At 61.3% G+C, this 26,172-nt stretch carries 24 protein-coding genes and 1 tRNA gene; 7 read left to right on the top strand and 18 right to left on the bottom strand.

All coding sequences use genetic code 11. From position 1 onward, the window contains the following. Positions 1-176 precede the first annotated feature (176 nt). The gene (locus AB5Y98_RS18445; RefSeq protein WP_019838775.1) at positions 177-755 is read left to right on the top strand and encodes an alkylphosphonate utilization protein; all 579 of its coding nucleotides are present in this window, start codon (positions 177-179) and stop codon (positions 753-755) included. Positions 756-1,143: 388 nt separating this feature from the next. On the opposite strand, the gene AB5Y98_RS18440 is transcribed toward AB5Y98_RS18445, so the two are convergent. After that, positions 1,144-2,145 carry a Wadjet anti-phage system protein JetD domain-containing protein gene (locus AB5Y98_RS18440; RefSeq protein WP_368232451.1) on the bottom strand — a complete coding sequence of 334 codons (1,002 nt, stop codon included), beginning with the start codon at positions 2,143-2,145 and terminating at the stop codon, positions 1,144-1,146. A gap of 246 nt (positions 2,146-2,391) precedes the next feature. On the opposite strand from AB5Y98_RS18440, the gene AB5Y98_RS18435 reads away from it, so the two are divergent. Next, positions 2,392-3,669, top strand: a complete 1,278-nt coding sequence (locus AB5Y98_RS18435; protein ID WP_368232449.1) for an esterase/lipase family protein — start codon at positions 2,392-2,394, stop codon at positions 3,667-3,669. 68 nt (positions 3,670-3,737) lie between these two features. Here AB5Y98_RS18435 and AB5Y98_RS18430 read toward each other — a convergent pair whose 3' ends face one another. After that, positions 3,738-4,625, bottom strand: a complete 888-nt coding sequence (locus AB5Y98_RS18430) for a PhzF family phenazine biosynthesis protein (protein ID WP_336291845.1) — start codon at positions 4,623-4,625, stop codon at positions 3,738-3,740. Positions 4,626-4,824: 199 nt separating this feature from the next. Here AB5Y98_RS18430 and AB5Y98_RS18425 point away from each other — a divergent pair, with 199 nt between their 5' ends. Beyond that, positions 4,825-5,028, top strand: a complete 204-nt coding sequence (locus tag AB5Y98_RS18425; RefSeq protein WP_017785290.1) for a hypothetical protein — start codon at positions 4,825-4,827, stop codon at positions 5,026-5,028. Positions 5,029-5,108: 80 nt separating this feature from the next. On the opposite strand, the gene AB5Y98_RS18420 is transcribed toward AB5Y98_RS18425, so the two are convergent. From AB5Y98_RS18420 to cmoM, 13 genes are all read right to left on the bottom strand, one after another. Next, positions 5,109-5,939: a hypothetical protein gene (locus AB5Y98_RS18420; RefSeq protein ID WP_368232447.1), complete on the bottom strand. Its 831-nt coding sequence runs from the start codon at positions 5,937-5,939 to the stop codon at positions 5,109-5,111. A gap of 46 nt (positions 5,940-5,985) precedes the next feature. Beyond that, the gene (locus AB5Y98_RS18415; RefSeq protein WP_336291844.1) at positions 5,986-6,471 is read right to left on the bottom strand and encodes a GNAT family N-acetyltransferase; all 486 of its coding nucleotides are present in this window, start codon (positions 6,469-6,471) and stop codon (positions 5,986-5,988) included. Between the two features lie 65 nt (positions 6,472-6,536). Next, entirely contained in the window at positions 6,537-7,148 is a 612-nt protein-coding gene (locus AB5Y98_RS18410) for a DJ-1/PfpI family protein (RefSeq protein WP_368232445.1), read from the bottom strand. A gap of 64 nt (positions 7,149-7,212) precedes the next feature. Beyond that, positions 7,213-7,713, bottom strand: a complete 501-nt coding sequence (gene def, locus AB5Y98_RS18405; protein ID WP_368232443.1) for a peptide deformylase — start codon at positions 7,711-7,713, stop codon at positions 7,213-7,215. 12 nt (positions 7,714-7,725) lie between these two features. Then, positions 7,726-8,196: a GNAT family N-acetyltransferase gene (locus AB5Y98_RS18400; RefSeq protein WP_368232441.1), complete on the bottom strand. Its 471-nt coding sequence runs from the start codon at positions 8,194-8,196 to the stop codon at positions 7,726-7,728. Positions 8,197-8,484: 288 nt separating this feature from the next. Further along, positions 8,485-8,796: a putative quinol monooxygenase gene (locus AB5Y98_RS18395; RefSeq protein ID WP_019838782.1), complete on the bottom strand. Its 312-nt coding sequence runs from the start codon at positions 8,794-8,796 to the stop codon at positions 8,485-8,487. Positions 8,797-9,048: 252 nt separating this feature from the next. Further along, positions 9,049-9,534, bottom strand: coding sequence for a GNAT family N-acetyltransferase (locus tag AB5Y98_RS18390; protein WP_368232439.1), 486 nt, complete (start codon positions 9,532-9,534; stop codon positions 9,049-9,051). A 16-nt stretch (positions 9,535-9,550) separates the two neighbouring features. Beyond that, positions 9,551-10,024 (bottom strand): cupin domain-containing protein, encoded by a 474-nt coding sequence (locus tag AB5Y98_RS18385; RefSeq protein WP_368232437.1) that lies wholly within the window; start codon positions 10,022-10,024, stop codon positions 9,551-9,553. 419 nt (positions 10,025-10,443) lie between these two features. Beyond that, positions 10,444-10,842, bottom strand: a complete 399-nt coding sequence (locus AB5Y98_RS18380; protein WP_017764581.1) for a septal ring lytic transglycosylase RlpA family protein — start codon at positions 10,840-10,842, stop codon at positions 10,444-10,446. A gap of 171 nt (positions 10,843-11,013) precedes the next feature. Continuing rightward, positions 11,014-15,441 carry a chromosome partition protein MukB gene (gene mukB / locus AB5Y98_RS18375; protein ID WP_368232435.1) on the bottom strand — a complete coding sequence of 1,476 codons (4,428 nt, stop codon included), beginning with the start codon at positions 15,439-15,441 and terminating at the stop codon, positions 11,014-11,016. 2 nt (positions 15,442-15,443) lie between these two features. Beyond that, positions 15,444-16,163 (bottom strand): chromosome partition protein MukE, encoded by a 720-nt coding sequence (gene mukE, locus AB5Y98_RS18370; protein ID WP_005300522.1) that lies wholly within the window; start codon positions 16,161-16,163, stop codon positions 15,444-15,446. Continuing rightward, on the bottom strand, positions 16,144-17,463 hold the full coding sequence (gene mukF, locus AB5Y98_RS18365; protein ID WP_005300519.1) for a chromosome partition protein MukF: 1,320 nt from the start codon (positions 17,461-17,463) through the stop codon (positions 16,144-16,146). The genes mukE and mukF overlap by 20 nt, the downstream gene beginning before the upstream one ends. A gap of 76 nt (positions 17,464-17,539) precedes the next feature. Beyond that, positions 17,540-18,316 carry a tRNA uridine 5-oxyacetic acid(34) methyltransferase CmoM gene (gene cmoM / locus AB5Y98_RS18360; RefSeq protein WP_010634083.1) on the bottom strand — a complete coding sequence of 259 codons (777 nt, stop codon included), beginning with the start codon at positions 18,314-18,316 and terminating at the stop codon, positions 17,540-17,542. Positions 18,317-18,417: 101 nt separating this feature from the next. On the opposite strand from cmoM, the gene elyC reads away from it, so the two are divergent. The 4 genes from elyC (at position 18,418) to AB5Y98_RS18340 (ending at position 23,641) form a co-directional block, all read left to right on the top strand. Continuing rightward, positions 18,418-19,188, top strand: coding sequence for an envelope biogenesis factor ElyC (elyC, locus tag AB5Y98_RS18355; RefSeq protein WP_005300514.1), 771 nt, complete (start codon positions 18,418-18,420; stop codon positions 19,186-19,188). 135 nt (positions 19,189-19,323) lie between these two features. After that, positions 19,324-20,079 (top strand): triose-phosphate isomerase, encoded by a 756-nt coding sequence (gene tpiA, locus AB5Y98_RS18350; RefSeq protein ID WP_011706224.1) that lies wholly within the window; start codon positions 19,324-19,326, stop codon positions 20,077-20,079. 147 nt (positions 20,080-20,226) lie between these two features. Further along, on the top strand, positions 20,227-21,198 hold the full coding sequence (pfkA, locus tag AB5Y98_RS18345; protein WP_005300508.1) for a 6-phosphofructokinase: 972 nt from the start codon (positions 20,227-20,229) through the stop codon (positions 21,196-21,198). A gap of 1,186 nt (positions 21,199-22,384) precedes the next feature. Then, on the top strand, positions 22,385-23,641 hold the full coding sequence (locus AB5Y98_RS18340; protein WP_005300504.1) for a M20 family metallo-hydrolase: 1,257 nt from the start codon (positions 22,385-22,387) through the stop codon (positions 23,639-23,641). Positions 23,642-23,723: 82 nt separating this feature from the next. On the opposite strand, the gene yjjG is transcribed toward AB5Y98_RS18340, so the two are convergent. From yjjG to AB5Y98_RS18325, 3 genes are all read right to left on the bottom strand, one after another. Next, positions 23,724-24,404 (bottom strand): pyrimidine 5'-nucleotidase, encoded by a 681-nt coding sequence (yjjG, locus tag AB5Y98_RS18335; RefSeq protein ID WP_368232433.1) that lies wholly within the window; start codon positions 24,402-24,404, stop codon positions 23,724-23,726. Between the two features lie 8 nt (positions 24,405-24,412). After that, on the bottom strand, positions 24,413-25,909 hold the full coding sequence (locus AB5Y98_RS18330) for a leucyl aminopeptidase family protein (RefSeq protein WP_368232432.1): 1,497 nt from the start codon (positions 25,907-25,909) through the stop codon (positions 24,413-24,415). Positions 25,910-26,080: 171 nt separating this feature from the next. Beyond that, positions 26,081-26,157: transfer RNA gene (locus AB5Y98_RS18325), tRNA-Met, on the bottom strand. Between the last annotated feature and the right edge of the window lie 15 nt (positions 26,158-26,172).

The following is a 26,172-nucleotide window of genomic DNA, read 5'->3' as shown; positions in this document are numbered from 1 at the left end:
ATCACCGGGCTTCAGCACGGGCAAAGAGAGTCCCTTAGGTCAATCCCTCCGGCCCGCCATAGGCCTGCGGCGGGGCTTAGCCTGACAAAGAGCGGGGTTTTGTGGTATATTCCGCCCCTTCATTATCTTGGCCTGCCCAGCGCGGGCCATTTTACCAACGTGAATGGAACCAAAACATGACCATCAATGCCATCCTGCAAGCGCGCGCGGGCGCCAAGTGTGAACTGTGCGGTGCCGAGCAGGCGCTGACTGCCTTCGCGGTCCCCCACTCTCCGGCCAGCGATGATGATCACAGCGTTGCCCTGTGCGACACCTGCCGTGGCCAGCTGGAGCAGCCAGAAACCACAGTGGTCAACCACTGGCGCTGCCTGGGCGACAGCATGTGGAGCCAGGTCCCTGCGGTACAGGTCATGGCGTGGCGCCAGCTGAAAAACCTCTCCGCCCAGGGCGAGGTGTGGGCCCAGGACATGCTGGACATGATGTACATGGAAGACGAGACCAAGGCCTGGGCCGAAGCCGGCCTGGCCAGCGAGGATGACGACAGCGTACCGACCGTCGACTCCAACGGCGCCGTACTGGTCGAAGGTGACTCGGTGACCCTGATCAAGGATCTGGACGTCAAGGGGGCGGGCTTCACCGCCAAGCGCGGTACCCTGGTGAAGGGCATCCGCCTCACCAACAACCCGCTGCACATCGAAGGCAAGGTCAACGGCGTGCAGATCGTGCTGGTCGCCGCCTACCTGAAAAAGGCCTGATCACCCTCATACACCGATACAAAAGCGCCCCGCGGGGCGCTTTTTTTATGGCTGCCGATTGCCCTGCCGTCCTCTGCTCTGGCTTCGTAGCGTTGCAGTACAAGGCCCTACGCCGGCATGCTGCCTGCCGTTATTTTGAGCGAAAGGTTGGTGTCATCAGCTACCCTGTGGCACTCTGGGGTTTCATGGACTGACCAACCCCGACACCTTGAGTGTCATCATTGCAAAAGGAGCATGCCAGATGGCCAAAGTCAGCAAGAAAGAGATTAAGAAGAAGATCGCCGCCCGCCTCGAGAAAATTGCCAAACATGAAGGCAAGATCAAGAAGCTGAAAAAAGCCCTGAAATAAGGGCCGGCAGAACAAAAAAACCGCCTGATGGCGGTTTTTTTATTGGCTGCCTTGCTCGCAAAACACCTCGAGTTGCCATGACTGCCAACCCCCGGCCAGCACCAATACTTCTTGCTCCAACCACAATCCGTTTGAGACTAGATGCGTCATGGCCTCTGCCAGCAGTCTGTCCTCCCCGCCGCTCACGGGTACTACCCCCCAGGGGATCTTGCCTCTGCTGATCGGTTGCCCTTCCAGACGGCGGATCAAAGGACAGGCATAGTGATGAACATAGGCCATCAAGGTGTCTGGCAACCAGAGCGCCAACGGACGACGGAGGGCATGGGCCAGCTCGGTAGCAATATCCAATCCCCGCTGATCCAGATCACCAAAATGGGCCCAAGGCACAACCGCCGGCAGTAGCGGGATCACTTGCCGCGCCAGTCTGGTATTGCGGCCAGGCACATAAAGCAACAACTCCCCTGCTTGCAACGGGTAATCCACGAAGGCCCCCTTGTTCTCCACCGTGACTATCTGCTGTCCTTGCCACTCGATGCCCTGCAACTTGCAAAGACAACGCTCCGGCAAGACCAGCTCTCCCAATAGCGCCAACTGTGCCGTCATATCATGGCGCTGGCCGCTCTTATCAATGAGTAGCAACGGGCTCATGGTACGCAGCCGGACCACCTCATCCTGTGTCAATGTTATGTCGATAGCATCATTATCTGGACCTATCCCGCTCTTGCTGTCCCCATACCAGAGGGCATGAAAACTGGCCTGGTTGAGGCACGCAGGCAGGTCCACCCCGAGAGCACGTACAGTGTCACGCCTGTCCGCCATCGTTGGCGCCACTTGCGCCAGCTGTCCGGTGAGATAAGCACACCCGGCAGCAGTCAGCACATAACGAGCCCCTCGCCCCACCGGCTTGACTCCGCCCACAGCCTGCAAGAGATCTCGCAACCCGCGGCCATGCTTGCTATCGAGTGAATACCCCTTCTCATCGGTGCCCTCCAGCAAGCGGGCACAGAGATCCTGTACCCTGCGCTCATCAAACAGTGACATTCTCACCTCCCCATTTCGGTGCCATATGGAAAAGAAGTAGAGTGGATTTTACTGCCCGCTGCCGTGACCCGACTCGCACCAAGGAAGGATCACGCTCGTAGCATTTAGGCGCACGAGGTAGTTTTTCCTGCCAAGAACCGTCGGCGCATTACTGGCAAACCTGGGGCAAAGGGCGCAAGCTGGTTTCGTGCACGCTGTTCGCGGCCGGGCAGGAGCAGGCCGGCAATACCTTCACAGAGGGCTCTCATGACGCAACCAACCGCACCACCACCCGCCTCTTCCTGGCATCTTGCGGACATTCGCGAACTGACCCGACTGTTCATTCAGGCCCTGCCTGCGACCATACAGCTCACCGAAGCCGTCCATCAGGCGGTCTTGAACGGCATGGGCTTCAAGGGGCGGGTGGAAGGAAAGACGGCGGGGATCACCGGGCTGGTCTACAAGGGGGTACATGGCGCCGCCAGCGCGTTGGGCAGCGGCCTCCATACCCTGCTTGCCCGTCTGCCGCCAGCCCCGCCCCTGCAGCACATTCCCGACACGCCCGGCCGCGCCGCCCTGCTCGCCACCCTCAATGGCGTGATGGGGGACAAGCTGGTCGAGAGTCACAATGCCCTGGCCACCCCCATGACTCTGCGTTATCTCGGCAAGCCCCTGAGCTGGCAGAGCCTGCCCGCGCAACTGCCCCCTCGCGGGCGGGTGCTGCTGATGGTGCACGGGCTGTGCATGAACGATCTGCAGTGGCAGACCCGGCATCAGGATGCGCCGGTCAACCACGGTGAGATGCTGGCCAAGGCGCTGGGTTACGTGCCCATCTATGTGCGCTACAACTCGGGCCTCTCCATCGTACAGAACGGTCAAGCACTGGCCCGTCAGCTGGAACAACTGGCAGCCCATTGGCCCGGCGGCCTTGGCGAGATCAGCTTGCTGGCCTACAGCATGGGCGGGCTGGTGATCCGCAGCGCCTGTCACAACGCCGACATGGCCGCCCTGGCATGGCCGGCTCACCTTAAAAATCTGCTGTTTCTCGGCACGCCCCATCATGGCGCGCCGCTCGAATCAGTGGGTCACTGGCTGGAACGACTGCTGCCAGTGACGGCCTACAGCGAGCCGTTCGTCAGGCTGGCACAGCTGCGCAGCGCCGGCATCAAGGATCTGCGCCACGGCAAGGTGATGGAGCCATGCCCTGCCCTGAGCCCCCTTTCTTCCCCCTTGGCCGATCCTCGTACGCCCTTACCCCTGCCGGGCGGAGTCCGCTGTTTTGCCATTGCGGCCACCACGGCGGCCAAACGCAGTCTGCTGGCAGACCGGTTGATTGGTGATGGTCTGGTGCCCCTGCGCAGTGCCCTTGGCCTGCATGACGAGGCACGCCACCAGTTGGCCTTTCTCCCCGCCCATACCATGATTGCCTATCGCACCAGTCACATGGCGCTGCTTGGCAGCCCGCAGGTGGCTCGCCTGCTGCTGCACTGGCTACAGAGCGATCACCAGGAACAGATCCCATCTGAGGAGCACGACCCGCAATAGGCCAAAGCGGCCGGTTTGCCCCGACATAAAGTAAGAAACCGCCAGCTGGCGGTTTTTTATTGGCTGGGTTACATCAGACGGGCCCGGCCAAATACCCGGATTGAACTGCCAGGCTCGGGGGGGATCTCGGCGTGCAGGTGAGATGCCATCCCCATCTCCTCCCCCTGCAAGAGATCGATGATGCCACCGTGGGGCCAGTGCAGGTCCCGCAGGTAACCGGCAAAGGCCGCGGTGGCCGCACCGGTGGCGGGATCTTCATAGACACCGCCATAAGCAAAGGGGTTGCGGGTATGAAACAGCTGCTCGCGGGCGGCATGAACCAGCAAGATGGTGACCAGCCCCTCTTGCTGCATCAGGGCGCGCCCCGCGGCCATCTCGTAGTGCATGGCCGCCAGAGCCGTGCGGCTGTTAAGGGCCAGCACCAGATGATCGGCGCCGCCATGGATAAGGGCCGGCGGAATGCGGGGATCCAGATCTGCCCGGGTATAACCAAACAGCGCCAGCGCGGCGCTCACCAGCGCGGCGGGGGCTGGCTTGCTGCTGGTGGGGGGCGATTGCAGCGCCGCCTGCCACTCCCCTTCCCCATCCAGCCAGCTCGATACCGAAATGGTGGCCTGATTGAGCTGCAACCCATACTCACCGGGGCCAACCCGGCGGCCCAGCGCCACCCCAAGGGCAATGGTGGCATGGCCGCAAAAAGGCACCTCGGCCAGTGGAGAGAAGTAACGCACCCGCCACTGCGGCGCCGCCGTCCCGGCCGGCCCATCGGCAATGACGAGCGGCGCGGCAAAGGCCGTCTCCGAAAAACCCACCTCGGCGGCGATGCGCTGCATCTCCTCGGCAGCGGGCAGCTGAGCACCAAGCCAGACCCCGGCCGGATTGCCTCCCGTCTCCCCAGAAGAGAAGGCGGCAATACGCACCAACTCGGGTTTCCACTGTGCTGCTGGCTCTGTCATGACTTGCTCCTGACGATGACTGATAACCCTGGCCTGCCGACTGTGCTTGCACATGCCGCAGGCCGCTTTCCATAAGATAGCGAGCCCGCCGTGGCCGGTAAATTAAATGGTACACGGGTGCCGCTTGGGCGCCGCAGAGCCGGGTGGCAGCAACTACCTTTGAGGCGTGTCTGTATAAGGTTCTGCAGTGGAGCACCCTATGTATTCTTACACCCTCACCTTCAAGGAGGAGGTCGACAAGCTGACCGCCCCCGAACATGAGATCAGCCTGCACAGCCCCGCCCAGGCCGGTGATTTCATCATCCTCTCCGATGGCAGCCGTCATCAGGTGATGTTCGTCACTCATCGCGCTCACTACAGCAGCCTCTACCTCGACAAGGGGGTTCGAGTGCCGCAGGGCTAGAGGAAAGCCATCAGCCGCTGCAGACAACCAAAGCGCGGCTCCTGGCCGCGCGTTGAACGTTCCGGGCAGATCAAGGGATATCAGAGCACCTTGATCACCGGCTGATGCATGATGGCGACCTCGTTCTGATAGACCACCAGCTCGCCCGGCGGCATGCCCTGCTCACCCAAAACGGTCACGGCGCACTCGTAGCGGTAAGGGCCGCTGGTGAATTGAAAGGTGTGGTTGCCTCCTGTGCCCTCCACCCTGACGGTGCCATTTTTCAGCACCAGATCCGGCTTGTCGCTGAGTGCCTTGCCCTTAGCCCAGGAGGCATAGCGATAGCGGCCATCCCCCAACTCGTCGATGCGAATGGTAAATTTCTCGGTCTGCCACATCAGCTCGGGGCGCTTGTACTCCCGCAAGCTGGGATAAAGATCACTTTTCTGTTTGGCGACAAGCTCAGCTTTGCGTTTTGCAGCCTGCGCCGTCTGATGATTGATACCGATCACCTTGCCATCGAAATCCAGCCACACCTCGCCACTGCCGAGCATGATGCCGCGCCAGCCCATGGCCTGCCAATCCTGCCCGGCCCGGGAGCTGGCGATGCGCTTTAAAATGGCCTCATCAAACACCTCGTCGAAACGGGCCACCATCTCGGACGAATTATTGATGACCGGGATGGGATACTCCTGCTTGAAGGGGTACTTGATCTGGCGGGCCAGCGCCTGCTGATCCCGCGCCTTGGCGGCATCGATCACCCGCTGCACCAGGGGCTGATACTCGGCGGCGAGCTGCGGCTCCTCGGCGTGGGCCGGCATCATAGCCAGCAGCCAGCCCAGCAGCGACACCAGCACCAGACTCCCCCAACGAAGCGCCATTTTCACCGGCGCTTTGCCTTTCTCACCAACAGCCCACTGCACCTTGTTCATCTCATCTCCTTCAGTGGCTTGCAGCCTGCCCTGTTCATATCGTCATTCAGGGCGCATCCGGTAACCAATATTCATAGAAATCTGTTTCAGCATGCTTGGGGTTTGGCCCAAGATATCGCCACCCGCAGCGTCGATAGAAACGCAGCGCACGCAGGTTGAGGCGGCTGACCGACAGCACTGCCCGCCGGCAACCGGCCTGCTGCATTGTGTGGGCAACGTGCTGGAGCAGCAATGCGGCCAGGCCCTGTCCGCGCGCCTGCGGCGTCAAATAGATCAGGTGAACATAACCGCTATCCGGCTCGGATGAAGAGGTCCGAAATTCCAGCTGCCCTACTATTTCGCCACCGCGCCATACATGCAGATAATGCCACTCCCGGCTGGTCAGCCTCGTCGTCATCCGCTCCCGATAGCCAGCCAGAAACGCGTCAAATCCCTCGTCGCGATGGAAGCTGCACACATAAGCGTCCCGGCGCGCTGCCACACAAAAATCGTAGTCTCGGGCCAGATTGATCCTGTTGAACGCAAGGTTCATTCACCATCCTTGTCATAGCGCTTGTTTGTCATGGTCTGAACCGAGCTCAGGAGCATTGGATGACATCAGTCAAACGCATTCTCAGCATCTCTGATGGTGGAAGATATAAGTTTTTCGAAGATTTCCATTTGTCCGGCAGGAATAAGTTGAGACTGGATCAACCTGCGCTTCTCCGGACCAAAACACCGTTCGGCCACCCAGCCAATCAAATAAACCAAGGAGAGGCAGCCGCCTGCCGTTGCAATATTTCCTTGCACTACCAGGGGAGAGTCTTGAACATCTCCCCCCATCTCCAGCAACCGGGCTTTGGCTGCAGGGTTGGTTGTCAATTTCTTTCCCTTCAGCAAACCCAGTTCATGCAATATGAATGAACCTGCGCATATTGAGCCAATCAGCTGCCGCTGCGGCTCCAGTTGCAACTCGGACATAAACTCATGGTCCTGCAGCGCGGCAGGGATGCCACGCTGCCCGCTGGTGATCAGCACCACATCCTGATCACGGGCTTCCGTCACATGTCCATCCGTCTTTACGTTGATACCCAGTGCAGAGCCATGCTCCGGTTTGGTTCCCAGTATTTTCACCGACCAGCTATCTTTGCTTCGCCCAAGCAGGTCATACATCAAAAAAAAATCCACATCGGTGAAATCATCAAATAAAACAATACCAACCTTGTACATGGTAACCCCGTCATTCTGTGCAGATAATCAAATGGTTATGTAACGTGCCGCATGAAATATCGCGTCATGTCGCCTTGAGGTGCTTTTTTACCTTCTTCAACGCCATAGTGCGCTTGAGCGGCGAGAGATAATCGATAAACAGATTTCCCTGCAGGTGATCGATCTCATGCTGCATCACGACGGCCAGGAAATCGCTGCTCTTTACCGTTATCGGGGCGCCATGACGATCCACTGCCGACACCACCACTGTGCTGTAACGTTCGACGTCGGCGTAATAATCGGGTATGGACAGACACCCCTCTTGGCCAAGCGCCGGGTCAGTGCCGCTTATCACTTGCGGATTGATCAATACCAGCGGCTGATCCCGTTTTTCCGACAGGTCGATGATGACGATGGCCTCCTTGCGCCCCACTTGCGTGGCGGCGAGACCAATACCATTGTCGGTGGCATAGAGGGTCTCCAGCATGTCATCGATCAGGTCTTGCACAGCTGCAATATCCTCAACCCGCTCGGCCTTGACTCTCAACCTGGGGTCGGGAACCGTTAAAATATCCAGCCTTGCCATCAATACGCTCCCTCAAGCATGGGCACCCCATGACTCTTCTCTCGTCACCGGCCGGGACAAGGAGACAAACGCCGGCTCTTCCGCCACCACCAGATAACCGAGGCGCCGATAAAACCGCAGCGCCCCCTGATTGACGGTAAAACTGGACAGGGTCACCCGCACCCTCCCCTCACGTGCCGCTTCCCGTTGCAGCCGCGCCATGACGGCAGAACCAAGCTGCCGGCCCTGATGGCGAGGGAAGATGATCAGCAGATGGACGTGCAGCGCATCCTCGTATGGCTTGCAGCAGAGCAGGCCGACTCGCTCGCCCCCTGCCAGGATCCACGAGAACCAATGCGGCTCATATTCGCTGGTCAACCGCGCGCGCTGCATCTCGTCATCCCAGCCAAACACTGCCTCGACATAGGGAAAGATCCCCTCCTTGACGGCCGCAAAGCGCTGTTCAAACTCACTTGGCGGGATCCCTGCCAGTGTTATCTCCATCTCATCCCTCTGCTCTGTTCGGCGCCATGACGACCAATGCCCCCATCACAGCCCCCGCGATGGTGACGATGCTGCGGGGTTTGGCCCCAATATTGATTTTCATTTGGGTATCTTACTAAACAATCTGGAGATGAAAAGGTTGCAGGTACAAACAGGTGGCATAAGTGTGATGAGACTTCCCTCGTCGGAGGATGGAGGAAAGCAAATCAAGGGGAAGATGACAGGGGATAGCGTCCGGTGCGGCACCGGGCATGGGAAGAAATCGGGCCAACCTTGGGCCCGATAGGTTTAAGGAAGGCTCACCTCCTCCATAAAAATCAGCCGCAGCGGCTCTGCCAGCAGAACCTCGGCCTGGGCGGCAAAGGCCTGGAAATAGTCCGTCTGGCAGTGGCTGTCCAGCGCGGCCTGATTGATGAACGCCTCGCGCATGTAGAAGGTGCCCGGCTCCTCCTGCAATTCAAACAACACGTAATCCAGGTTGCCCGGCTCGCGCCGCGTCGGCGCAATAAGCTTGAGCAGCTCGCGGCGCAGTTGCTCTCTCATGCCAGTGCGGGCCTTCAGCACGGCGATCGACACCAGTTTGTCTGTCTCTTTTTTCATCCATCCTTCTCCGTTTTACATCGTCAACACACTAGAGAGTGCAGCCTGGACAGCTATTTATAGTGCCGGATGCCCCCCATCAGAAGTTGCCCAGTGTAGGCAGGACGGTGGGGGCCATATAGGGGGGCAGAATGAACACAGTGTTCACCACGCCGTGCACAGAGGAACAAACGAGCGGGAGGGGTCATTGCGCAAAGGGCGTCAACGTGACCCGCTAGGAGGCGGCACGGCTTGCAACCCCCTGGCTAAGGGCTAAGGGTCTGCAGACCAGGATTCAACGTCAAGGCAATAGGTAGTGAAGGGGTATTCGCCCAGGCGTGTTTTCCTCACCCAGATGGCCCGTCTGGCGAGGGAGCGGTAAGGCGGGCGGGTATCCAGCAGGTGAAAGAGGATCGTCCGATGGCCAAGCTCCCTCGCCCACCCCATCATCTCGTTGAAAATCGCCACGCCGCTTCCCCAGCCGGCCCTGGCGAGCACAATGGCAAGCTCCACCTCCTCGTTATCGGGCTGGATGCCGCACCATCCCACCAGGGTGCCGTCAAGGAAGATGGCGCGCACGCGGCAGCCTGGCCGGGCGTCGACTCCCAGCTTGTGCGCCATCCAGTCGCGCACCCCGGCCACATCGAAAAGCGGGTGAGGGATCAGGTGCTTTCGCAGCGTCTCATCGTTGAGCAGCGGCAGAAAATCCTCTGCCCTGACAGCAGAAAAGGGGCTGAACACCATGGAGGTCTCTCTCATTGCGCAAAGAGGCACTCTAGTAGGGGCTGCCATCCTTGTGTCTGGCTGACCAGGCGCCATCGGCACCCTGTACCAGGGCCAGATCGTCATCGGGATAGTCGACGGTGTCCCCTGATAGCCTGTCCCCCACCTCGAGATAGACGGCGTCCACTTCACCGTGATTGAGCAACTGGTGGGCCAGGCTGCTGCCACCCTTGAAGCCGATGCACTCCCCTGGCGACATCCGGTACTCCTCCTCCCCGTGGCGCAGGGTGGGATTGCCCGAGAGCACATAGACGAATTCGTCCTGCAGGCCGTGATGGTGCTTGAGCGCCGAGACGGCCCCCGGTGCCAGGGTCGTCAGATTGACCCCGAAATTGGCGAGGCCGAAATGATCCCCCAACCTGCGCCGGGTGCGGTGCTTGACCAAGGAGGCAAAGGGCTCCGGATAAAGGGACTTTGCCTTGTGCTCGGGGATGGCCGCTGCCTGAATGGCGCGCTTGTCAGTCATGTTCTGATCCTCCCTGTGAATGACGTCTCTCTTTATAGCCTGCTCCTTAGCGGCGAAGCATGGGCAGGGGGTTGAAGGGGTGTCTCACACACCATGCCATGCCCGGTTGCAGCAAACGCCGGTGAAATCATCCCCTGTCACCCCTTTGAAGGGAGACAGAATCGCCTCCACCCACGGCAAGGGGTGTTCCATATGCATTCAACCTCCCCTGCTCCTGCCCGATGCCCGCCTGACCGATTGCCGCCAGATGGCAAAGACTCCCTGATTTTCGTTTGGCTATCTTAATGGCACACCGGAAAATGGGAAGTCGTGTTGGCAACATCACCAATGGAATGAAGAAGATGGCCCGCGATCACTGGGAAGCGCCCTCTTCCAGTGGCCCGGGTATGGAGGGGCACCAGTACATGCAGACCCGGTGACTAGAGCACCTCAATCCTGACCTTGATAAGCCCGGATCGGGGATTGCCGATGGCGCTGAACGCCGCTTTGGAGAGATCGATGATGCGCCCGCGGGGGAAATTGCCCCTGTCGTTGACCCTGACCACCACGCTCTTGCCATTGGCGAGGTTGGTGACCCGTACCATGGCGCCGAAGGGCAACTCCATGTGGGCGGCGGTGTTGGCGTGGCGCTGATAAGGCTCACCGCTGGCGGTGCGCTTGTTGTGGTAGCGATCGGCATAATAAGAGGCGAGTCCCGTCTCGCTATAGCCACGCCAGCTGCCGCCATGGCTCTCGTCATAGCGGCTGCTGCAGGCGGCCAGCAGCACGGTGAGCGACAGCAGCAGTCCCTTTCGCAAAAATTGCCCCTTTTCAACCATGTGCCTTGTCCTTGCTCCCCTACGGGGTTGTCGATGCCAATAAAACGGTAGCGGGCATGAGCGAACCGGCGTGGTGCCGGCCTGCCATGGCCGCGCCGCTACTTTGCCACAGTTTCCAAACAAAACGGGAGGCCAAGCCTCCCGTTTTCATACCTCGTCCGCCAGCCTCTGTCAGGCAATGAGCTTGTCATCGGCGAAGCCAAAGCCGCGCAGACCCACCACATGCACGTGTTCGTGCTTGCCCTGCACCTTGCGGATGAGCTTGTAGGTGGTGCCCTTCTCGGGGCTGATGTTCTCGGGCGCGGCGATCAGCAGCTGCATATCCTGCCGCTCGCACAGCTCGAACAGGGTGGCGATGGATTTGCCATCAAGCCGCGCCGCTTCGTCGAGGAACAGCAGACGGCAGGGGGCGATGTCCTTGCCGCGCAGACGGCGGGACTCCTCCTCCCAGCTGATCAGCACCATCAAGAGGATGGCCTGACCGGTACCGATCGCCTCGCCGGTGGAGAGCGCGCCGCTTTCGGCCCGCAGCCAGCCATCGGCACCGCGCTGCACCTCGATCTCCAGCTCCAGGTAGTTGCGATAGTCGAGCAGCACGTCGCCCATCACCTGATAGCTGCGATCCCCCTGCTCCACTTGCGGGTTGAGGCGCTGGAACAGCTTGGCCATCGCCTCGGAGAAGCTGAGCTCCTTGTCGGCGAACAGATCGTTGTGCATGGCGGTTTGGTCAGCCAGCGCCGTCAGCAGACGGGTGTGAGCCTCGCGAATATTGACGTTGAGGCGCACCCCGCGCACCAGACCGAAGGCAATGTTCTGCAAGCCCTGGTTGAGCACCCGGATACGGTTCTGCTCGCGGCGGATGATGTTGGTGATCTTGGCCGCTACCTCGTGAGAGGAGAGCGACAGATGGGTTTCCCGCTGCTTGAGCTCATCGGCCAGACGGGCCAGCTCGATCTCCATCTCCTCGATGGCCTCCACCGGATCATCGGAGCGGATGATGTCGTTGCGGATGCGATCTTTCAGGTAACGGTAAACCTGCACGTAGAAGGCCACCTTCTGCTCGGTGCTGCGGTTGCCCTCCGACAGTCGCAGCGCATCGCGCAGGGCCTCGTCGTGGGCCACCGCCACCCGCAGGGCGCCGAGGGCCTTGTCCGACATGGAGCGCAGCTCGTCGCTGTCAAGGTAGGCCAGCTCGCGCTTATTTAAACGCTTCTCGACGTCGGTCTCCCGCGCCAGCCGCACCACCCGCGACCAGCTCGCCTTGTGACCCACCAGGGATTTACGGGCGCCGTAGTAATCCTTACCTTCGAGCTTGAGACGACCGCCGAGAGATTCGATCTCGCGCTTGGTCACCTGCAGCTGGGCCTCGGCGCTGGTGCGACGGGAACGGGTGCGGATCAGCAGCTCTTCAATCTCTTTCTTGTGGGCGCGCGCCTTCTCTTCCATGTCGTCAGAGAGGGTCAGCCCCATGGCCGCCAGCTCCTGCTCGAACTCGGTCAGGGTCTGGCGCTTGGCCTCGACGCTGGAGTTGAGCGCGGTGCGCAGCTGCAGCGCCTCGGTGTGGCGCTGGGCAATCTGCTTGTGCTGCTCGCCAGCGGTGCGGGCCGCAAGCTCGGCTGTTTTAAGCTTCTCTTTGAGTCGCTCGCTCATTTCGGAGGCCTTGCCCAGCAGGTCTTGCGCATCCTGATAAGCAAAGTGCGGCAGGCGGGCCACCAGCTGATCGAGGGCGTAGCAACGGCGCTTCTGCTCGGCCAGCAATTCGTTGGCTTCGTCAAACGCCGCCTGTAGGGCAGAGAGATCCTGCGGATCCTGACGCAGCACCTGCACCATGGTTTCCAGCTTCTCCAGCGACTTGCCGTGCTTGGCGATAAAGGCCTCGGCCTGTTTCAACGCTTCCACATCGGCGTGAGCCGCCTCGAGACGGGCAGCCAGCTCTGTCTCGGCAAACAGGTGGGCAAAGGGCAGCATCCCCTGCACCAGCTGGATATGGCGGGTCAGCTGGGCGGCGGCCGCTTTGGCCTCGGTCAGCTGCTTGTTGCACTCGGCGATGGTCTCTTGCAGCTTGCGCTGCTCGGCCTGTTTGGCCTGCACTTCCGCTTCCGGGTCGGGGCGGAAGGCGATATCCAGATGCTGGCCGATAAAGTCGCGGAAGTGACCGTAGAGGCGGTGGTACTTCTGCTGCTCGAAGGCGGCCTTGGCGTAACCCTCGATCAGCTCTTCGCGCTCAAGGTCGAGCTGTTCGATCCGCTTTTCCCGGGCGGCGCGGCCAAACAGCGGCAGCTCGGGGTAGCGGGAGAAACGCACCTGACGCTTGCTGGTGCGCACCAGCACGGCGTCACCCAGCTCGTCGGCCTCCACCAGATCCTCGTCAAAGGAGTCGGGGTTGCCCTGGATGAGGTAGATATCTTCCGGGCAATCTTCCAGCTTTTTCAGCCGCTCGATGGCGCCTTCGAGATCGAGCACCACCAGAGCGCTGCGCGCCGGGCCGTACAGCGCGGAGTAGTAAGGGGCATCGTCGATGGAGATGTCGTCGTAGACATCGGAGAGCAGCACGCCCCCCACCTGCTCGGCAATGCGGGCAAGGCGCGGATCGGCCTCGCCGGCCCCCAGCTGCAGGTTGCGAATTTGCAGCTCCAACGCCTGTTTCTGCGCCGCGATGCGGTTGCTCTCCTGCTCGAACTCGCGCTCCTTGTCGAGCACGCTCTGCATGCCGGAAGAAAGCTCTTCGGCGGTGGCGAGCGGCAAACCGCTCTGCTCGCGCAGCTGCTCGAGTTTTTCAAAGGATTTGAGCCAGCGCGGGGCCAGCTTGGTCAGCTCCGCGATATCGCGGCCGAGCTGGGCGCCCTGATGCTCGAGGCTGGCACGGCGCTGATTGACCTCGGCCTGTTGCTCGGCCAGCTCCTCCTGACGGGTGCGCTGGGCCTCAAGAAACAACTCCAGCTCGTCTTGGCTCGCGATCAGCTGGCCGGAGGCCTGCTGCAGCTCGTCACGCAAGCGCAGCAGCGCCTGCTGGCTTTCGCTCTCTTTCTCGAGGCGAGCCAGCGCGGCGCGCAGCCCCTGCCCCTGGGCGATGCGAGCCTTGTCTTCGATGTGACGCTTGAGCAGCGCCTGTGCGGTGGGCCAGGCGGCCTCGCGCGCAGTCTCGGGGGCGATGCTCAAAAGCAGCGCCAGCGCCGCTTCGTGCTCGGCCACCGCCGCCTTGGCCAGCGCCAGCTGCTGCTCGGCCCCCAGCACCCGGCTGGTGAGGCTCTGCTCGGCGGCGCGGAACTGGTGCAGGGTGTCGCTCCCCTGTTCGGCGGTCAGCCCCGGCAGCTCGCACTGCTCGCGGGCGTTTTCCAGCGCCTGCACCGCCTGACGGTACTGGATGGCGCGGGTCTGCTGGATATCCAGCGCCTGCTGATAGTCGGCCAGCTGGGTCTTGAGGCTGTCTACTTCTGCCTGGGCCAGCTCCTTGCGCTCTTCCACCTCCAGCAACTGGCCGTGGATCTCTTCCACTACCGCCTGCTGCTGTTCGAGTTTGTCAGAGAGATCCGCCAGATCGGCGCGATACATCTCGATCTTTTTTTGCAGTGCCACGGCGGCCAGCACCTTGGCCAAGTGCTCGGCGGCGGACTCCAGCTCGTCGGTCAGCAGCTTCTCGCGGTTGGTGAGCTGCTCCACCTCGTCGGCCAGATAGATGGCGCGCTGCTTCTCCTCGGCCAGCAGGCGGCGCTTGCCTGCCAGCTCCTGGCGGGCCTTGAGGGCCAGCTCGGAGAGGCGGTTCTTCTCGGCGGCATTGCGCACATAATCCGCCGCCACATAGTGGGTGGTCTCGGTAATGAGGTTCTTGAACAGATCCCGCTGGCCCTGAGTCTCCTTGATCGCTTCCAGGGTGCGGCGGTTTTCATAGATGGCCGCCTCCATGTCCTGGAACGCCTTGCGCACGCCGGAGTTTTCCGGCAGCAGGTATTCGCGCAAGGAGCGGCTGATGGACGAGGAGATGCCGCCGTAGAGGGAGGCCTCGATCAGGCGGTAGAACTTGCCGCGATCCTTCTGATCACGCAGCTTCTTCGGGGTGATGCCGAACTCGAACATGAAGTTGTGATAGTCGGTCACCGTATTGAACTTGGCGACCTTGATGGCGCCAAGCTCGGCCGCCGCCCCTTTCAGATCGGCGAAGGCACGCACCCGCCCCTTGCCGTCGTCGAGCTTCTCCAGCAGCAGATCGGTGGGTTGCAATTGCTCCGGCACATCCACCAGTGCAAACGGGGTGATGTTGACCTTGTTGTCACGGTTGGCCACCTGCTCCAGGTGCACGCCGACCCAGATCCGCTGCTCACGACTGTTCATCACCTCCAGCAGCGAATAGCAGTGGCCGCGCTGCAGCTTGCCGTAGAGCCCCTTGTCACGGGAGGCGCTGGATGAGCCCGCTTCCGTGGTGTTGCGGAAGTGAAGCAGAGACTGATCGGGAATGAGCGCCGCGATAAAGGCCGCCATGGTAGTGGACTTGCCCGCACCGTTGCCGCCGGAGAGGGTGGTGACCAGCTGGTCGAGATCGAAGGTCCGGGCGAAGAAGCCGTTCCAGTTGACCATGGTCAGGGATTTGAACTTGCCGCGCACCTTTATACCTCCAGATCCAGTTGTTCTTCATCGAGGTCCGCCTCGATGTCATCAAACAGCGAGTCGCTGCTCGGCATTTCGTCGTCGTGGAAGATGGCCTCCCCCTCCTGGATCATCCGCAGCTGCACGGCGCGCGGATCCTCATCGGAGCGCACGTCCGCGGCGAAGCGGAACACCGACTCGTTGACCCGGAATTTGTCACTGTTGCCAAGGGCGGTGATCATGCCAAGGCGGCGCAGGCGGCGCATGGAGGTGCGGATCTTCTCCAGCAGTTTCTTCTTGTCCAGATCGGTGCCACCGGAGCGGCTGTTGACCATCCTCAGCAGCTGCTTCTCGTCGGCCAGGCTCAGCACCTCTTCCTGCAGCTCGCCCATGGCGAACACCCCTTCCGAGGCGAGCCGATCCGGGCTCAGGTAGAGGTAGCAGAGTACCTTGCCCACCAGCATGTCGAGCTCGGAGAGCACAGTGGTGCCGATGTCGGCACTCGGGCGCGGGCGTAGGTAGAAGAAGCCTTCCGGCGCCTTGATGAGTTCCACCTGATAGCGGCCGTAGAAGATCTCCAGCTCCTGGTGATACTCCACCAGCGCGGAGTGCTGCTCGAACTCGTCGGCACTGATGTGGCGACCGGAGCGCAAGGCGGTGTCGATGCGCGGAAACAAGGGATTGGCAATCGCCTCTGCGAGCCGCAGCGGCAAGGGAAACTCAGTATTGATCAATGACATAGGCCTGAACCTTGGATCCAGCTTGGTTAATGGGTTTCCATGCGGGCTGACGATGCAGCTGGTGCTCGCCGCTGGCATGGCCCAGGCGCACGGCCTGGTCGATCAGAAGACGCGCCACGTCGAAGTGGGCATGGGCTGGGTAGTCCAGCAGGTATTCCCGCAGCACGTCGGCGAGATCCAGCTGCTGACCCTGCTCGGGGTAGCGGGCCAGGTAGCGCTCGATGCGCTCGGCCAGCTCCTGGTTGATGTCCACCATCTCCATGTACTCCATCTCGAGGGGCACCTCGCCGGTCACCTCCTCGTCGTGGATGGCGATGGTTTCGTCGCGCAGTTCCAGCAGGCGGGGCTCTTCGGCCACCCGCAGCTGCCAGTTGTGCTGATCGAAGTTGCGGATGGATTCGCGCAGCCGCTGGCTGAAGGCGCGGTTCTTGTCCATGTCGATGGCGTTGCGGATAAATTTGTGGACGTGCCTGTCGTAGCGGGCCCACAACTCGATGCACTGCTGGCCCCAGCTGGTGATGACGTCAAGGCGCCCCTGCAGGGCGTGAGTCAGCTCCTCGACGTGGAACAGATCCTCGCGCCCCTGCGCCGCTTCCTGAATGTTGAGCAGCCCCGCCTGCAGGCGGTGGCCGGCGGCGTCCAGGGTATCCTGCAGCTCGCGCAGGGTCTGGCCGGTCTCGTGCAGCAGTTTCTCGCAGCTGTGGATGGCATCGACCCAGTTCTGGGTCAGCAGGGCCGCGATCTCGCTTTTGACCTGATTCTGCTGCTCATCCATGGCGCGCTGGGTAAGATCGATGCGCCCCAGCGTCTCTTCCAGGGAGAAGGTGAGGCGCGGCAGCACCTCGGCATCCCACTGCTCGCGGGTGTTGGTCTCGAGCGCCGCCTTGCGGGCGGTGTCGAGCTCGGCCGCCAGGTGCTCGAGCAGGATGGAGAGCTTGATGGAGTCGACCTGGCGCTGATCCATAAAGAAGTCGACGATGCTCATGCCAAGACGCGACAGGCGATAGAGGCTCTCCCCCGCCACCATGTCGGTGTTGAAACGCGACAGCAGCTGCTGGCGAATGAGATCGTTGATGGCGTTGTTGGCGCGACCGGTGAGGGTTTCGTCCATCTGGCCGAAGGCGTTGCTGACGTAGCCGAAGGCATCGTGCAGGGCCGCTTCCGACAGGTCCGACTCATCTTCGGACAGAGTCTTGATTGCAATCAGAAAGGCCAGCCGGTCGGTGGGCAGGCTCAACGCCAGCCCCTCCTGCCTGACCCATCCCACCATCTCTGGCAGGGTACGGGATGTACTCATCATGACGTTGTCATCTCGTTGTTGTATTGGGCGCAAAGCCTTGCGCGCGGCTACATCCGGTAGCATCGAAAAAGGGGGCTCAGCCAGCGGGTTTCTGCGCCATCACGTGGATATAGCGCCCCAGGGAGATAAACGGCTCCTGCCGGCAATATTGCTGCTCCATGGCCAGCAGATCGTCGAACTTCTCCAGCTGATCCTGCTTGTGGCGCATGTAATCGTGGATCACCCGCACCCCGGTCTTGCCGATTATCTTGAGCCCGCCCCGGCCAATCCAGTCATACACCTGCTCCGGCAGCTGGGGATTGGTGGGGGTCAGCGCCGTCTGCCGCTTCTTGCGAAGACCCAGGCGCACATAATCGAAATTGCCCACCACCAGGCTCTGGAACAGCAGGCCGTGGCGGTTGTAGAAAAGCAGCGACAGTATGCCCCCGGCATTGACGAAAGGGAACAGACCGAGCAAGGTCTGGCGCGGCTCGGCGAGCCACTCCAGCACCGCGTGACAGAGCACCAGATCGAAGGTGCCGGTCACATGTGCTTTAAGATCCTGAATGGGACAATGGATGAGACGGATTCTGTCTTCCAGCCCCTTCTCGGCGATTTGGCTGCGGGCCAGCGCCAGCATCTCGGCGGAGAGATCGCACAGCTCCACCTGATGGCCCATGGCCGCCAGCTTCTGGGCAAAGTAGCCAAACCCGCCGCCCGCATCCAGGATGCGCAGAGGCCGGTTGCCAAGGCGGGCCAGGCAGGCTTCGATGTCGCTCCAGACCACTGTGGTGCGGATGCGCCCCTTGGTGGAGTCATAAATGTTGCGGGCGAACTTGTCGGCCCGCCCGTCGAAACTCTGATCGTGCTTCAAGGAGAAACTCAACTATTGCGCCACAGGGTTGTGGCCATCCCAAAAAAGAGAGGTATTCTGTCACATCCCGAATTTGCTGAAAACTCAAGGAACTCTCTGCCGTGTTTGTGCTTAAAAAGTGGCTGGGTCAGCTGCTGATGCCGCTCCCCTTCTCCGTCACCCTGCTGTTGCTGGCGCTGCTGCTGCTCTGGTTCACCCGTTTTCAGAAAACCGGCAAGCTGCTGGCGACCCTGGCCCTGCTCATCGTCGCCCTGATGGGGATGCGGCCGGTGAGCTACCAGCTGGCCCGCCCGCTGGAGCAGACCTTCCCCCCATTCGAGGTGAGCCAGCATCCGGACATCCAGGCCATCGTCGTGCTCGGCAACGGCCATGTGAGCGACCCGGCCGTCCCTGAGCGCAGCTGGCAGAACAACATCGCCCTGGCCCGCACCCTGGAGGGGGTACGGCTGGCCCAGGCCTATCCACAAGCGGAGCTCATCTTCTCGGGCTATGTGTCGGGGGATCCCCTCTCGAACGCCGAGGTCAACGCCCGCATGGCGGCAAGCCTCGGCATCCCCCGCTCACGGATGACGTTGTTTGAAAACAACAAAGACACCCACGACGAGGCGGTCAGCATCAGCCGCCACCTGCAGGGCAAGCGGGTGGCGCTGGTGAGCTCGGCCACCCACCTGCCGCGGGCCATGGCGCTCTATCAGGGTCAGGGACTCAATGCCGTGCCGGCCCCCACCGACTACACCGCCAAGCAGAGCCAGGTGGTGCAACCTCTCTACAGCTACCTGCCCAAGGGGCGCTATCTGATGTATTCCGAGGCTGCCATTCACGAATGGATTGGGGTATGGTGGGCCCGTCTGCGGGGTCAGGTCACCGATTGAGCGATCGAGCCTTTCATTCCTGATTTGGATCAGGAAAGCGAAAAAAAATTACGTCATTTGCCGCCGGGTCAGCTATCTTGGGCTCGGTTCAATTCATATAATGTCGCGCAATCAAATGCCTAGGAGATATAGAAGATGAGACAGCACCTGGTAATGGGTAACTGGAAACTGAACGGCACCAAGGCTTCCGTCGAAGCACTGATCAAAGGACTGACCCCGGCGGCTGCCGCTCATCCTTCTGTACAAGTCGCCGTCTGCCCGCCGGTTATCTTTTTGGGTCTGGTTGAGCAGCTGACCGCCGGCAGCAAGATTGCCTACGGTGCCCAGAACGCCGACGTTCACGAGTCTGGCGCCTTCACCGGCGAGAACGCTCCGTCCATGCTCAAAGCCTTCGGTTGCACCTACTCCCTGGTCGGCCACAGCGAGCGTCGTACCCTGCACGCAGAGACCGACGACGTGGTTGCTGCCAAGTACGAAGCCATCCAGAAAGGCGGCCTGATCCCCGTGCTGTGCATCGGTGAGACTCTGGCCCAGTTCGAAGCCGGCACCACCAACTCCGTGGTCGAAACCCAGCTCAAAGCCGTGATCGACCGTTGCGGTATCGCCTCCTTCGAGAACGCCGTCGTGGCTTACGAGCCGGTATGGGCCATCGGCACCGGCAAGACCGCTACCCCGGAAATCGCACAGGCCGTGCACGCTCACATCCGCCAGTACCTGGCCGGGTTTGATGCCGCCGTGGCTGCCAAGGTACAGATCCTGTACGGTGGCTCCGTGACCGGTGCTACCGCTGCCGACCTGTTCGGTCAGCCGGACATCGACGGCGGCCTGGTGGGCGGTGCGTCCCTGAAAGTGGACGACTTCTCCCAGATCATCGCTGGCGCGGCCAAGTAATCGGCTGCCATGGAGGGGGCGCTTGCCCCCTCCTGCGTATCGCTTTTCCTATGGCAGCCAGCGCATCCCATATGAAAGCCGATATAGTAAAAGTGGCTTGTCTCATTTAACCCTTTCGTATTCGACAACTCAGATCCAGAGGCACTCATGACCAAACAAATCAAACGTATTGGTGTTTTGACCAGTGGTGGCGACGCACCGGGTATGAACGCAGCCATTCGCGCCGTGGTGCGCGCCGGCCTGCATCATGGCCTGGAAGTCTACGGCATCTATGATGGCTACCTCGGTCTGCACCAGGACCGTATCGTCAAGCTGGAGCGCCACAGTGTCTCCGACGTGGTCAACCGTGGCGGTACCTTCCTCGGCTCCGCCCGTTTCCCGGCCTTCAAAGATCCGAAAGTGCGCGCCGAAGCGATCGAAAACCTGAAAAAACACGGCATCGACGCCCTGGTGGTGATCGGCGGTGACGGCTCCTACATGGGTGCCAAGAAGCTGACCGAAGAGGGTTTCCCCTGCATCGGCCTGCCGGGCACCATCGACAACGACATCGCCGGTACCGACTTCACCATCGGCTTTGACACCGCCCTCAACGTGGTGGTGGATGCCATCGACCGTCTGCGCGACACCTGCAGCTCCCACCACCGCATCTCCGTGGTCGAGATCATGGGCCGCCACTGCGGCGACCTGGCCATGTCTGCCGCCGTCGCCGGCGGTGCCGAGTACGTGATCGTGCCGGAAGTGGCCTTCGACAAAGAGAAGCTGCTGCAACAGATCAAGGAAGGGGAAGCCAAAGGCAAGCGCCACGCCATCATCACCATCTGTGAGCATGTCACCGACGTGAACGCCCTGGCCAAGGACATCGAGGCCATGACAGGTCGCGAAACCCGCGCCACCATCCTGGGCCACATCCAGCGCGGTGGCTCCCCGACCGCCCGCGATCGCATCATGTCCAGCCGCATGGGCGCCTTCGCCGTCGAACAGCTGCTGGCCGGTCAGGGTGGCCGCTGCGTCGGTATTCAGGGCAACGAGATGGTGCACCACGACATCATCGACTGCATCGAGAACCTGAAGCGTCCCTTCAACCAGGAGCTCTACGATCTCTCCACCACCCTGTTCTAAGCCCCGCTTGTTCAGGTTGTTGTGACAAAAAACCCTCCGCTGGAGGGTTTTTTATTGGCGCGGGCCACCTGCCGGCACGCCCGCTTCCATTCCACCCTCTGGCCATGTCTGCCGTTATCCCCGCTCATGGCTCCCTGCCTTCCCCTCGCCTCTTCAGGCAGCCCGGTCAGGGCGATGCAGCCAGCAAACCTCCCCACCCGCCATTGGCTCGCAGCGAAACCAGGGCCATCGCGCTGTGCAGTCAGCTCACCCTCCTTGCCATCAAGTGGCCATGTACCTGCCACCAGCAGCCCATATCAGTACCTCATCGAGCCGCCAACATGCCGTGAAAAGAGTCGAACAGGGTCGGTTCAATGGTTGCGCGACTGTCATCAACCGCAGGATTTCTGCAAATTTGCGAGAGCGCTGCCGCCAGAAGGTGGCGTCACTACTGGGAAAAATCCCCGGAGCACGACAAGAAATGCTGGGGGGTAGGGAAAATGGGGCTGACAGCAGTTCAAACCATGCCAGACTCACCCCATCGCCAGCAAAACTGTCTGCTTTTGCCGACAAAATTTTAAAAAACCAAAAAAGCCTCATATAAGACCCTGCATGAAACGCAACAAAAATAAAAATAACACATTGATTTTATTGAATAAAAACACCATCAAATCCTGTTGAATGCCCAACACCCATCTAGAAGCTGATAAAACAGCCTTAGATTTATAAAAATGAGGCTTTCGAGCGCTACGCGACAACTATGACCACATAAACACACTTTACTATTGTTTTACTGCGCAATTGTGGTATCTTGGCTCCATCATCAGTCAGCCAAGGGAGACAATAATATGAAAGAGTTTGTGGTTACTGCCGTTTTCACCGTGTTTTTCACTCTGGTTGCCGTCTCTCTGCCGTCGCTGTCACAGCTTTGAGCCGGTTGGTTGCCCACTTCGTGATCCGCATGGGCAACGATAGGCACCAGTGCGCTGGTTAATTCACCGCATTCAGTCATTTTTGGTCGTTTCATCGAAAATGAGTGCAGACAAGGTGGTTAGCACCAGTCGGTGTATATAAACAGAGCTGTCGTGCCACGGCAGCGTAAACAGGGGGAGCCAGTGGCTCCCCCTGTTGCATTTGTGTCTGCGGGATTTACTCTTGCCCCCCTGCCCGTCACAATATCCGCTGGATTCGCCATGCAGGAATTACCATGACACAGGATGCGCTAAGCCATTGGCGTCGTGATCTTCATCGTCTGCCCGAAGCGGCCTGGTGTGAATTTCGTACCAGCTCCCTCATCGCTCACCACCTCAATGAACTCGGTTTCTCCATCATGCTGGGTGACAAGCTGCTGGCCAGCAACCTCATCATGGGACGCAACATAGACGTGCAGGCCCAGAAGGAGCGAGCCCTGCGCCAGGGTGCCCATCCGGACTGGCTGGGCCGGATCGAAGAGATAACGGGGGTGATGGGACTGTGGGACAGCGGCCGACCGGGCCCGACCCTGGCCTTTCGCTTCGACATCGATGCGGTGGAGGTCGAGGAGAGCCAGGATGAGCTGCATCCCCCCAGTCAGGAGGGGTGGCACTCGCGCAACCCCGGCTGGATGCACGCCTGCGCCCATGATGGCCATACCGCCATCGGGCTGGTGCTGGCCGAGCGGATCGCCGCCCTCGCCGATCGGCTGAACGGCCGTATCAAACTGTTCTTCCAGCCCGCCGAAGAGGGGTGTCGCGGCGGCAAGGCGCTGGCCGCCGGGGGCCAGCTCGATGACGTGGATGCCCTGCTGGCGCTGCACATCGGCATTCACGCCAACAGCGGCGAGCTGGTGGTCAATCCCACCGAGTTTCTCTGCTCCACCAAGTTCGACGTGGAGTTCATGGGGCGCGCCGCCCACGCGGGGCTCGAGCCCAACGCCGGCAGCAATGCGCTGGCGGCGGCCTGCATGGCCACTACCGCCATGCTCGGCATCGCCCGCCACCGCGACGGCATGACCCGCATCAACGTGGGCCAGCTCCATGCGGGCAGTGGCCGCAACGTGATCCCGGGCCATGCCCTGCTGCAGGGAGAGACCCGGGGCGCCACACCGGCCCTCAACGACTACATGTTCAGCCAGGTGCAGCAGATGGTGGAAGGGGCGGCCATGATGCAGGGCGCCACCTACCTCATTCGCAAACAGGGCGAGGCTATCGGCATCGACAACAGCCCGGCCCTGCTTGAGGAGATCATCCCGCTCGCCCAGGCGCTCAAGCTGGAAACCATCCACACCCGTCGCTTCGGTGCCAGCGAGGATGCGGGCTTTCTCATCGAGCGGGTGCAGCGAAACGGCGGCCAGGCTGCCTACCTGATCCTGGGGGCCAATCTGGCGGCGCCCCATCATCACCCGGAGTTCGACTTCGACGAAGCGGTGCTGGCGCCCGGCGTGGCCTTGCTGGAGTCCTGGTTGCTGGCCCGCCTCGGCCGCTAGCAAGAGCCGGATACAGACAAGGCAGCCCGCGGGCTGCCTTGTTTTTTTCATTTCCCCTGCGCAGCAGAGGCAAATGGCGTTCCTATTCGCCCAGCACGATGGCCGAGAGGTGGGCGAAGTGGTGGATCTCGTGGGTCGCCTCGCTCGGACCATCCTGACGGGCCGGGTTGTACCAGCAGGTTGCCAGCCCCTGGGCCGCGGCGCCGGCAATATCGGTCTTGGGGTTGTCCCCCACCATCAGCACCCGCGCCGGACTCGGCTGTCCCATCAGTGCCAGCGCGTGCTGGAAGATGGCCGGCGCCGGCTTGGTCACCTGCACCTCGTCCGAGATCACCAGCGGTTCGAACCAGTCCTGCCAGCCCAGCTTGTCGAGGCGCCCGCGCTGGGGCAGGCTGAAACCGTTGGTGATGATCCCCATCTTCACCTTGCTCTTCAGCGCCTGCAGAGTCTCCTCCACCCCCTCCAGCGGCACGCTCAGGGCGATGATCTGCTGCAGGAAGGTGTCGTTCATCGCCATCGGCGCCACGTCTACCTGTTCGGCAAAGAGGGAGAAACGGGTCCGCTGCAGGTGGACGGCATCGATCTCGCCGGAGTTGTACTGCTGCCAGAGCCGGTGGTTGAGGGCATGGTACTCCGCCATCTTGGGCGGAGTCGGCGTCACGCCGTAAATGTGCAGTGTCTGCTCCAGCGCCTGAGCGACCGGGAAATCGACCAGGGTTTCATCCAGATCGAACAACACCCAGTCATAACTTGGTTCTTTCACGGGATCCCTTACTGTTCTGGTTGATCAAGTTCATTGCGCCGCCCCAGCGGGCCGGCCAGCAGTTCCAGCGTCAATCTGACCCCGAAACCGGTCACCTCGCTGCTGACTACGCCATTGCCGCCCTTGTTGCGAAAACCACTCAAGTCGAGGTGCAGCCAGGGGGTCTGGGCAGGCACGAAGCGGCTGAGGAAGCGGGCCGCATCGATGTGATCCGGCGAGGCGCCGGGCGCACACTGTAACAGATCGGCCCACTCGCTATCGAGGTTGTCGTCGTAATCCTCATCCAGCGGGAAGGGCCAGACTCGCTCACCGCTGCGCTGACCCAGGCTGATCAGCTCGCTCAGCCACTGGGGCCGGTTGGTAAAAGCGCCACTGTAGCGGCTGCCGAGCGCCCGCTTGCAGGCCCCGGTCAGGGTGGCGTAGTCGATCAGCAGATCCGGGTTGTCCTGCACCGCCATGCTGAGGGTGTCGGCCAGCACCATGCGTCCCTCGGCATCGGTATCCACCACCTCGATGGTGGTGCCATTGAGGGCGGTCACCACCTCCCCCGGCCGGTAGGCGAGCGGGCCTATGTGGTTCTCGGCGATGGCGAGCCAGCAGTGCACCTCGTAGGGCAGCCTGGCCCGGCTGATGGCGTGAAGCGTGCCCAGCGCCACCGCGCTGCCCCCCATGTCCAGATGCATGCCGTACATGCTGCCGGAAACCTTGAGGTTGTAGCCGCCCGAGTCGTGACAGATCCCCTTGCCCACCAGGGCCACTCGCCGCACCGCATTGGGTGGGCAGTAGCTCAGCTTGACCATGGCGGCCTGGTTGTCTTCCGAGCCGCGTGCCACCGCGATGAAGGCACCGGCCCCCTGCTCGGCCAGCTGGGCCTGATCATACTCATGCCACTGCCACCCCTCGCTCTGGGCAAGCTGGCGTACCCATTCACGGTAGCTGCGGGCGGTCAGATCGGAAGCGGGCGACACCGCCAGATGGCGGGCGATGCCGTTGCCCTCGGCCTCGGCATAGATCCGCGCCAGATCCAGCACGCAATTGGGAGAGACCGCAATCTGCTGGTAGCGCCAGGGATCTTCGCTGCGATGCTTGTGACTTGGCAGCGGCACGTTGGCCGCCAGCAGGGTGGCCAGCGCCAGTTCGGCCAGGAGAGTGGTATCGACCTCGTCAAACCCTTCCAGATGCAGCCCCAGTCGCTCAATCTTGAGCCCGGCCAGCGGCGCAACCCAGCTGCGCACCTGCTTGTAGAGGGCATGATCGCGCGCGGGACGGGCCGGCAGGAAGACCAGCAGTTGCAGGGTATTGTGCAGCACCAGGCTGTAGGGGGCTTTCTGCCCCAGTGCGATCTGGGCGCCGACGGCGGCAAGCTCGGGCAGGGCCAGCAAGCTCTCGCGCCGCTCTTCGGCGCAGATCAGCAGGTTGGCGGCCAGGCCATTGGTGAGAACGGCAGCAAGGCTGGCGTCGTGAATGTCGATCTGCGGCGGCAGATAGGTAAATGGTTGCATCATCGGGCAAGGCCCTCGTCCATGAAGAGATACCAGAGATGATACCCAACAAAGCGGGGTCACAGCCAGATTGCACTTGAAAATCAATATCAAGCGTGAAGGCGACACGAAGCAGAAAAACCGCGAAGGCGGCTGGATGACAAGCTGGGGATTGGCGTAATAGAGAAAGGAAGTTGGTTGCGGGGGCCGGATTTGAACCGACGACCTTCGGGTTATGAGCCCGACGAGCTACCGAGCTGCTCCACCCCGCGTCCGAATTGTACTGC

The organism is Aeromonas sp. s3 (assembly GCF_040907805.1).
In the GTDB taxonomy this organism is placed as follows: Bacteria; Pseudomonadota; Gammaproteobacteria; order Enterobacterales; family Aeromonadaceae; genus Aeromonas; species Aeromonas dhakensis.
Note: the sequence above shows the minus strand (reverse complement) of the source record. Positions and strands in the feature narration are given on the sequence as shown.

Bases quoted from the DNA above. Each gene is read 5' to 3' on its own strand.
- AB5Y98_RS18445 (WP_019838775.1), top strand. From the start codon at position 177: ATGACCATCAATGCCATCCTGCAAGCGCGCGCGGGCGCCAAGTGTGAA.
- AB5Y98_RS18440 (WP_368232451.1), bottom strand. From the start codon at position 2,145: ATGTCACTGTTTGATGAGCGCAGGGTACAGGATCTCTGTGCCCGCTTG.
- AB5Y98_RS18435 (WP_368232449.1), top strand. From the start codon at position 2,392: ATGACGCAACCAACCGCACCACCACCCGCCTCTTCCTGGCATCTTGCG.
- AB5Y98_RS18430 (WP_336291845.1), bottom strand. From the start codon at position 4,625: ATGACAGAGCCAGCAGCACAGTGGAAACCCGAGTTGGTGCGTATTGCC.
- AB5Y98_RS18425 (WP_017785290.1), top strand. From the start codon at position 4,825: ATGTATTCTTACACCCTCACCTTCAAGGAGGAGGTCGACAAGCTGACC.
- AB5Y98_RS18420 (WP_368232447.1), bottom strand. From the start codon at position 5,939: ATGAACAAGGTGCAGTGGGCTGTTGGTGAGAAAGGCAAAGCGCCGGTG.
- AB5Y98_RS18415 (WP_336291844.1), bottom strand. From the start codon at position 6,471: ATGAACCTTGCGTTCAACAGGATCAATCTGGCCCGAGACTACGATTTT.
- AB5Y98_RS18410 (WP_368232445.1), bottom strand. From the start codon at position 7,148: ATGTACAAGGTTGGTATTGTTTTATTTGATGATTTCACCGATGTGGAT.
- def (WP_368232443.1), bottom strand. From the start codon at position 7,713: ATGGCAAGGCTGGATATTTTAACGGTTCCCGACCCCAGGTTGAGAGTC.
- AB5Y98_RS18400 (WP_368232441.1), bottom strand. From the start codon at position 8,196: ATGGAGATAACACTGGCAGGGATCCCGCCAAGTGAGTTTGAACAGCGC.
- AB5Y98_RS18395 (WP_019838782.1), bottom strand. From the start codon at position 8,796: ATGAAAAAAGAGACAGACAAACTGGTGTCGATCGCCGTGCTGAAGGCC.
- AB5Y98_RS18390 (WP_368232439.1), bottom strand. From the start codon at position 9,534: ATGAGAGAGACCTCCATGGTGTTCAGCCCCTTTTCTGCTGTCAGGGCA.
- AB5Y98_RS18385 (WP_368232437.1), bottom strand. From the start codon at position 10,024: ATGACTGACAAGCGCGCCATTCAGGCAGCGGCCATCCCCGAGCACAAG.
- AB5Y98_RS18380 (WP_017764581.1), bottom strand. From the start codon at position 10,842: ATGGTTGAAAAGGGGCAATTTTTGCGAAAGGGACTGCTGCTGTCGCTC.
- mukE (WP_005300522.1), bottom strand. From the start codon at position 16,163: ATGTCATTGATCAATACTGAGTTTCCCTTGCCGCTGCGGCTCGCAGAG.
- mukF (WP_005300519.1), bottom strand. From the start codon at position 17,463: ATGATGAGTACATCCCGTACCCTGCCAGAGATGGTGGGATGGGTCAGG.
- tpiA (WP_011706224.1), top strand. From the start codon at position 19,324: ATGAGACAGCACCTGGTAATGGGTAACTGGAAACTGAACGGCACCAAG.
- pfkA (WP_005300508.1), top strand. From the start codon at position 20,227: ATGACCAAACAAATCAAACGTATTGGTGTTTTGACCAGTGGTGGCGAC.
- AB5Y98_RS18340 (WP_005300504.1), top strand. From the start codon at position 22,385: ATGACACAGGATGCGCTAAGCCATTGGCGTCGTGATCTTCATCGTCTG.
- AB5Y98_RS18330 (WP_368232432.1), bottom strand. From the start codon at position 25,909: ATGATGCAACCATTTACCTATCTGCCGCCGCAGATCGACATTCACGAC.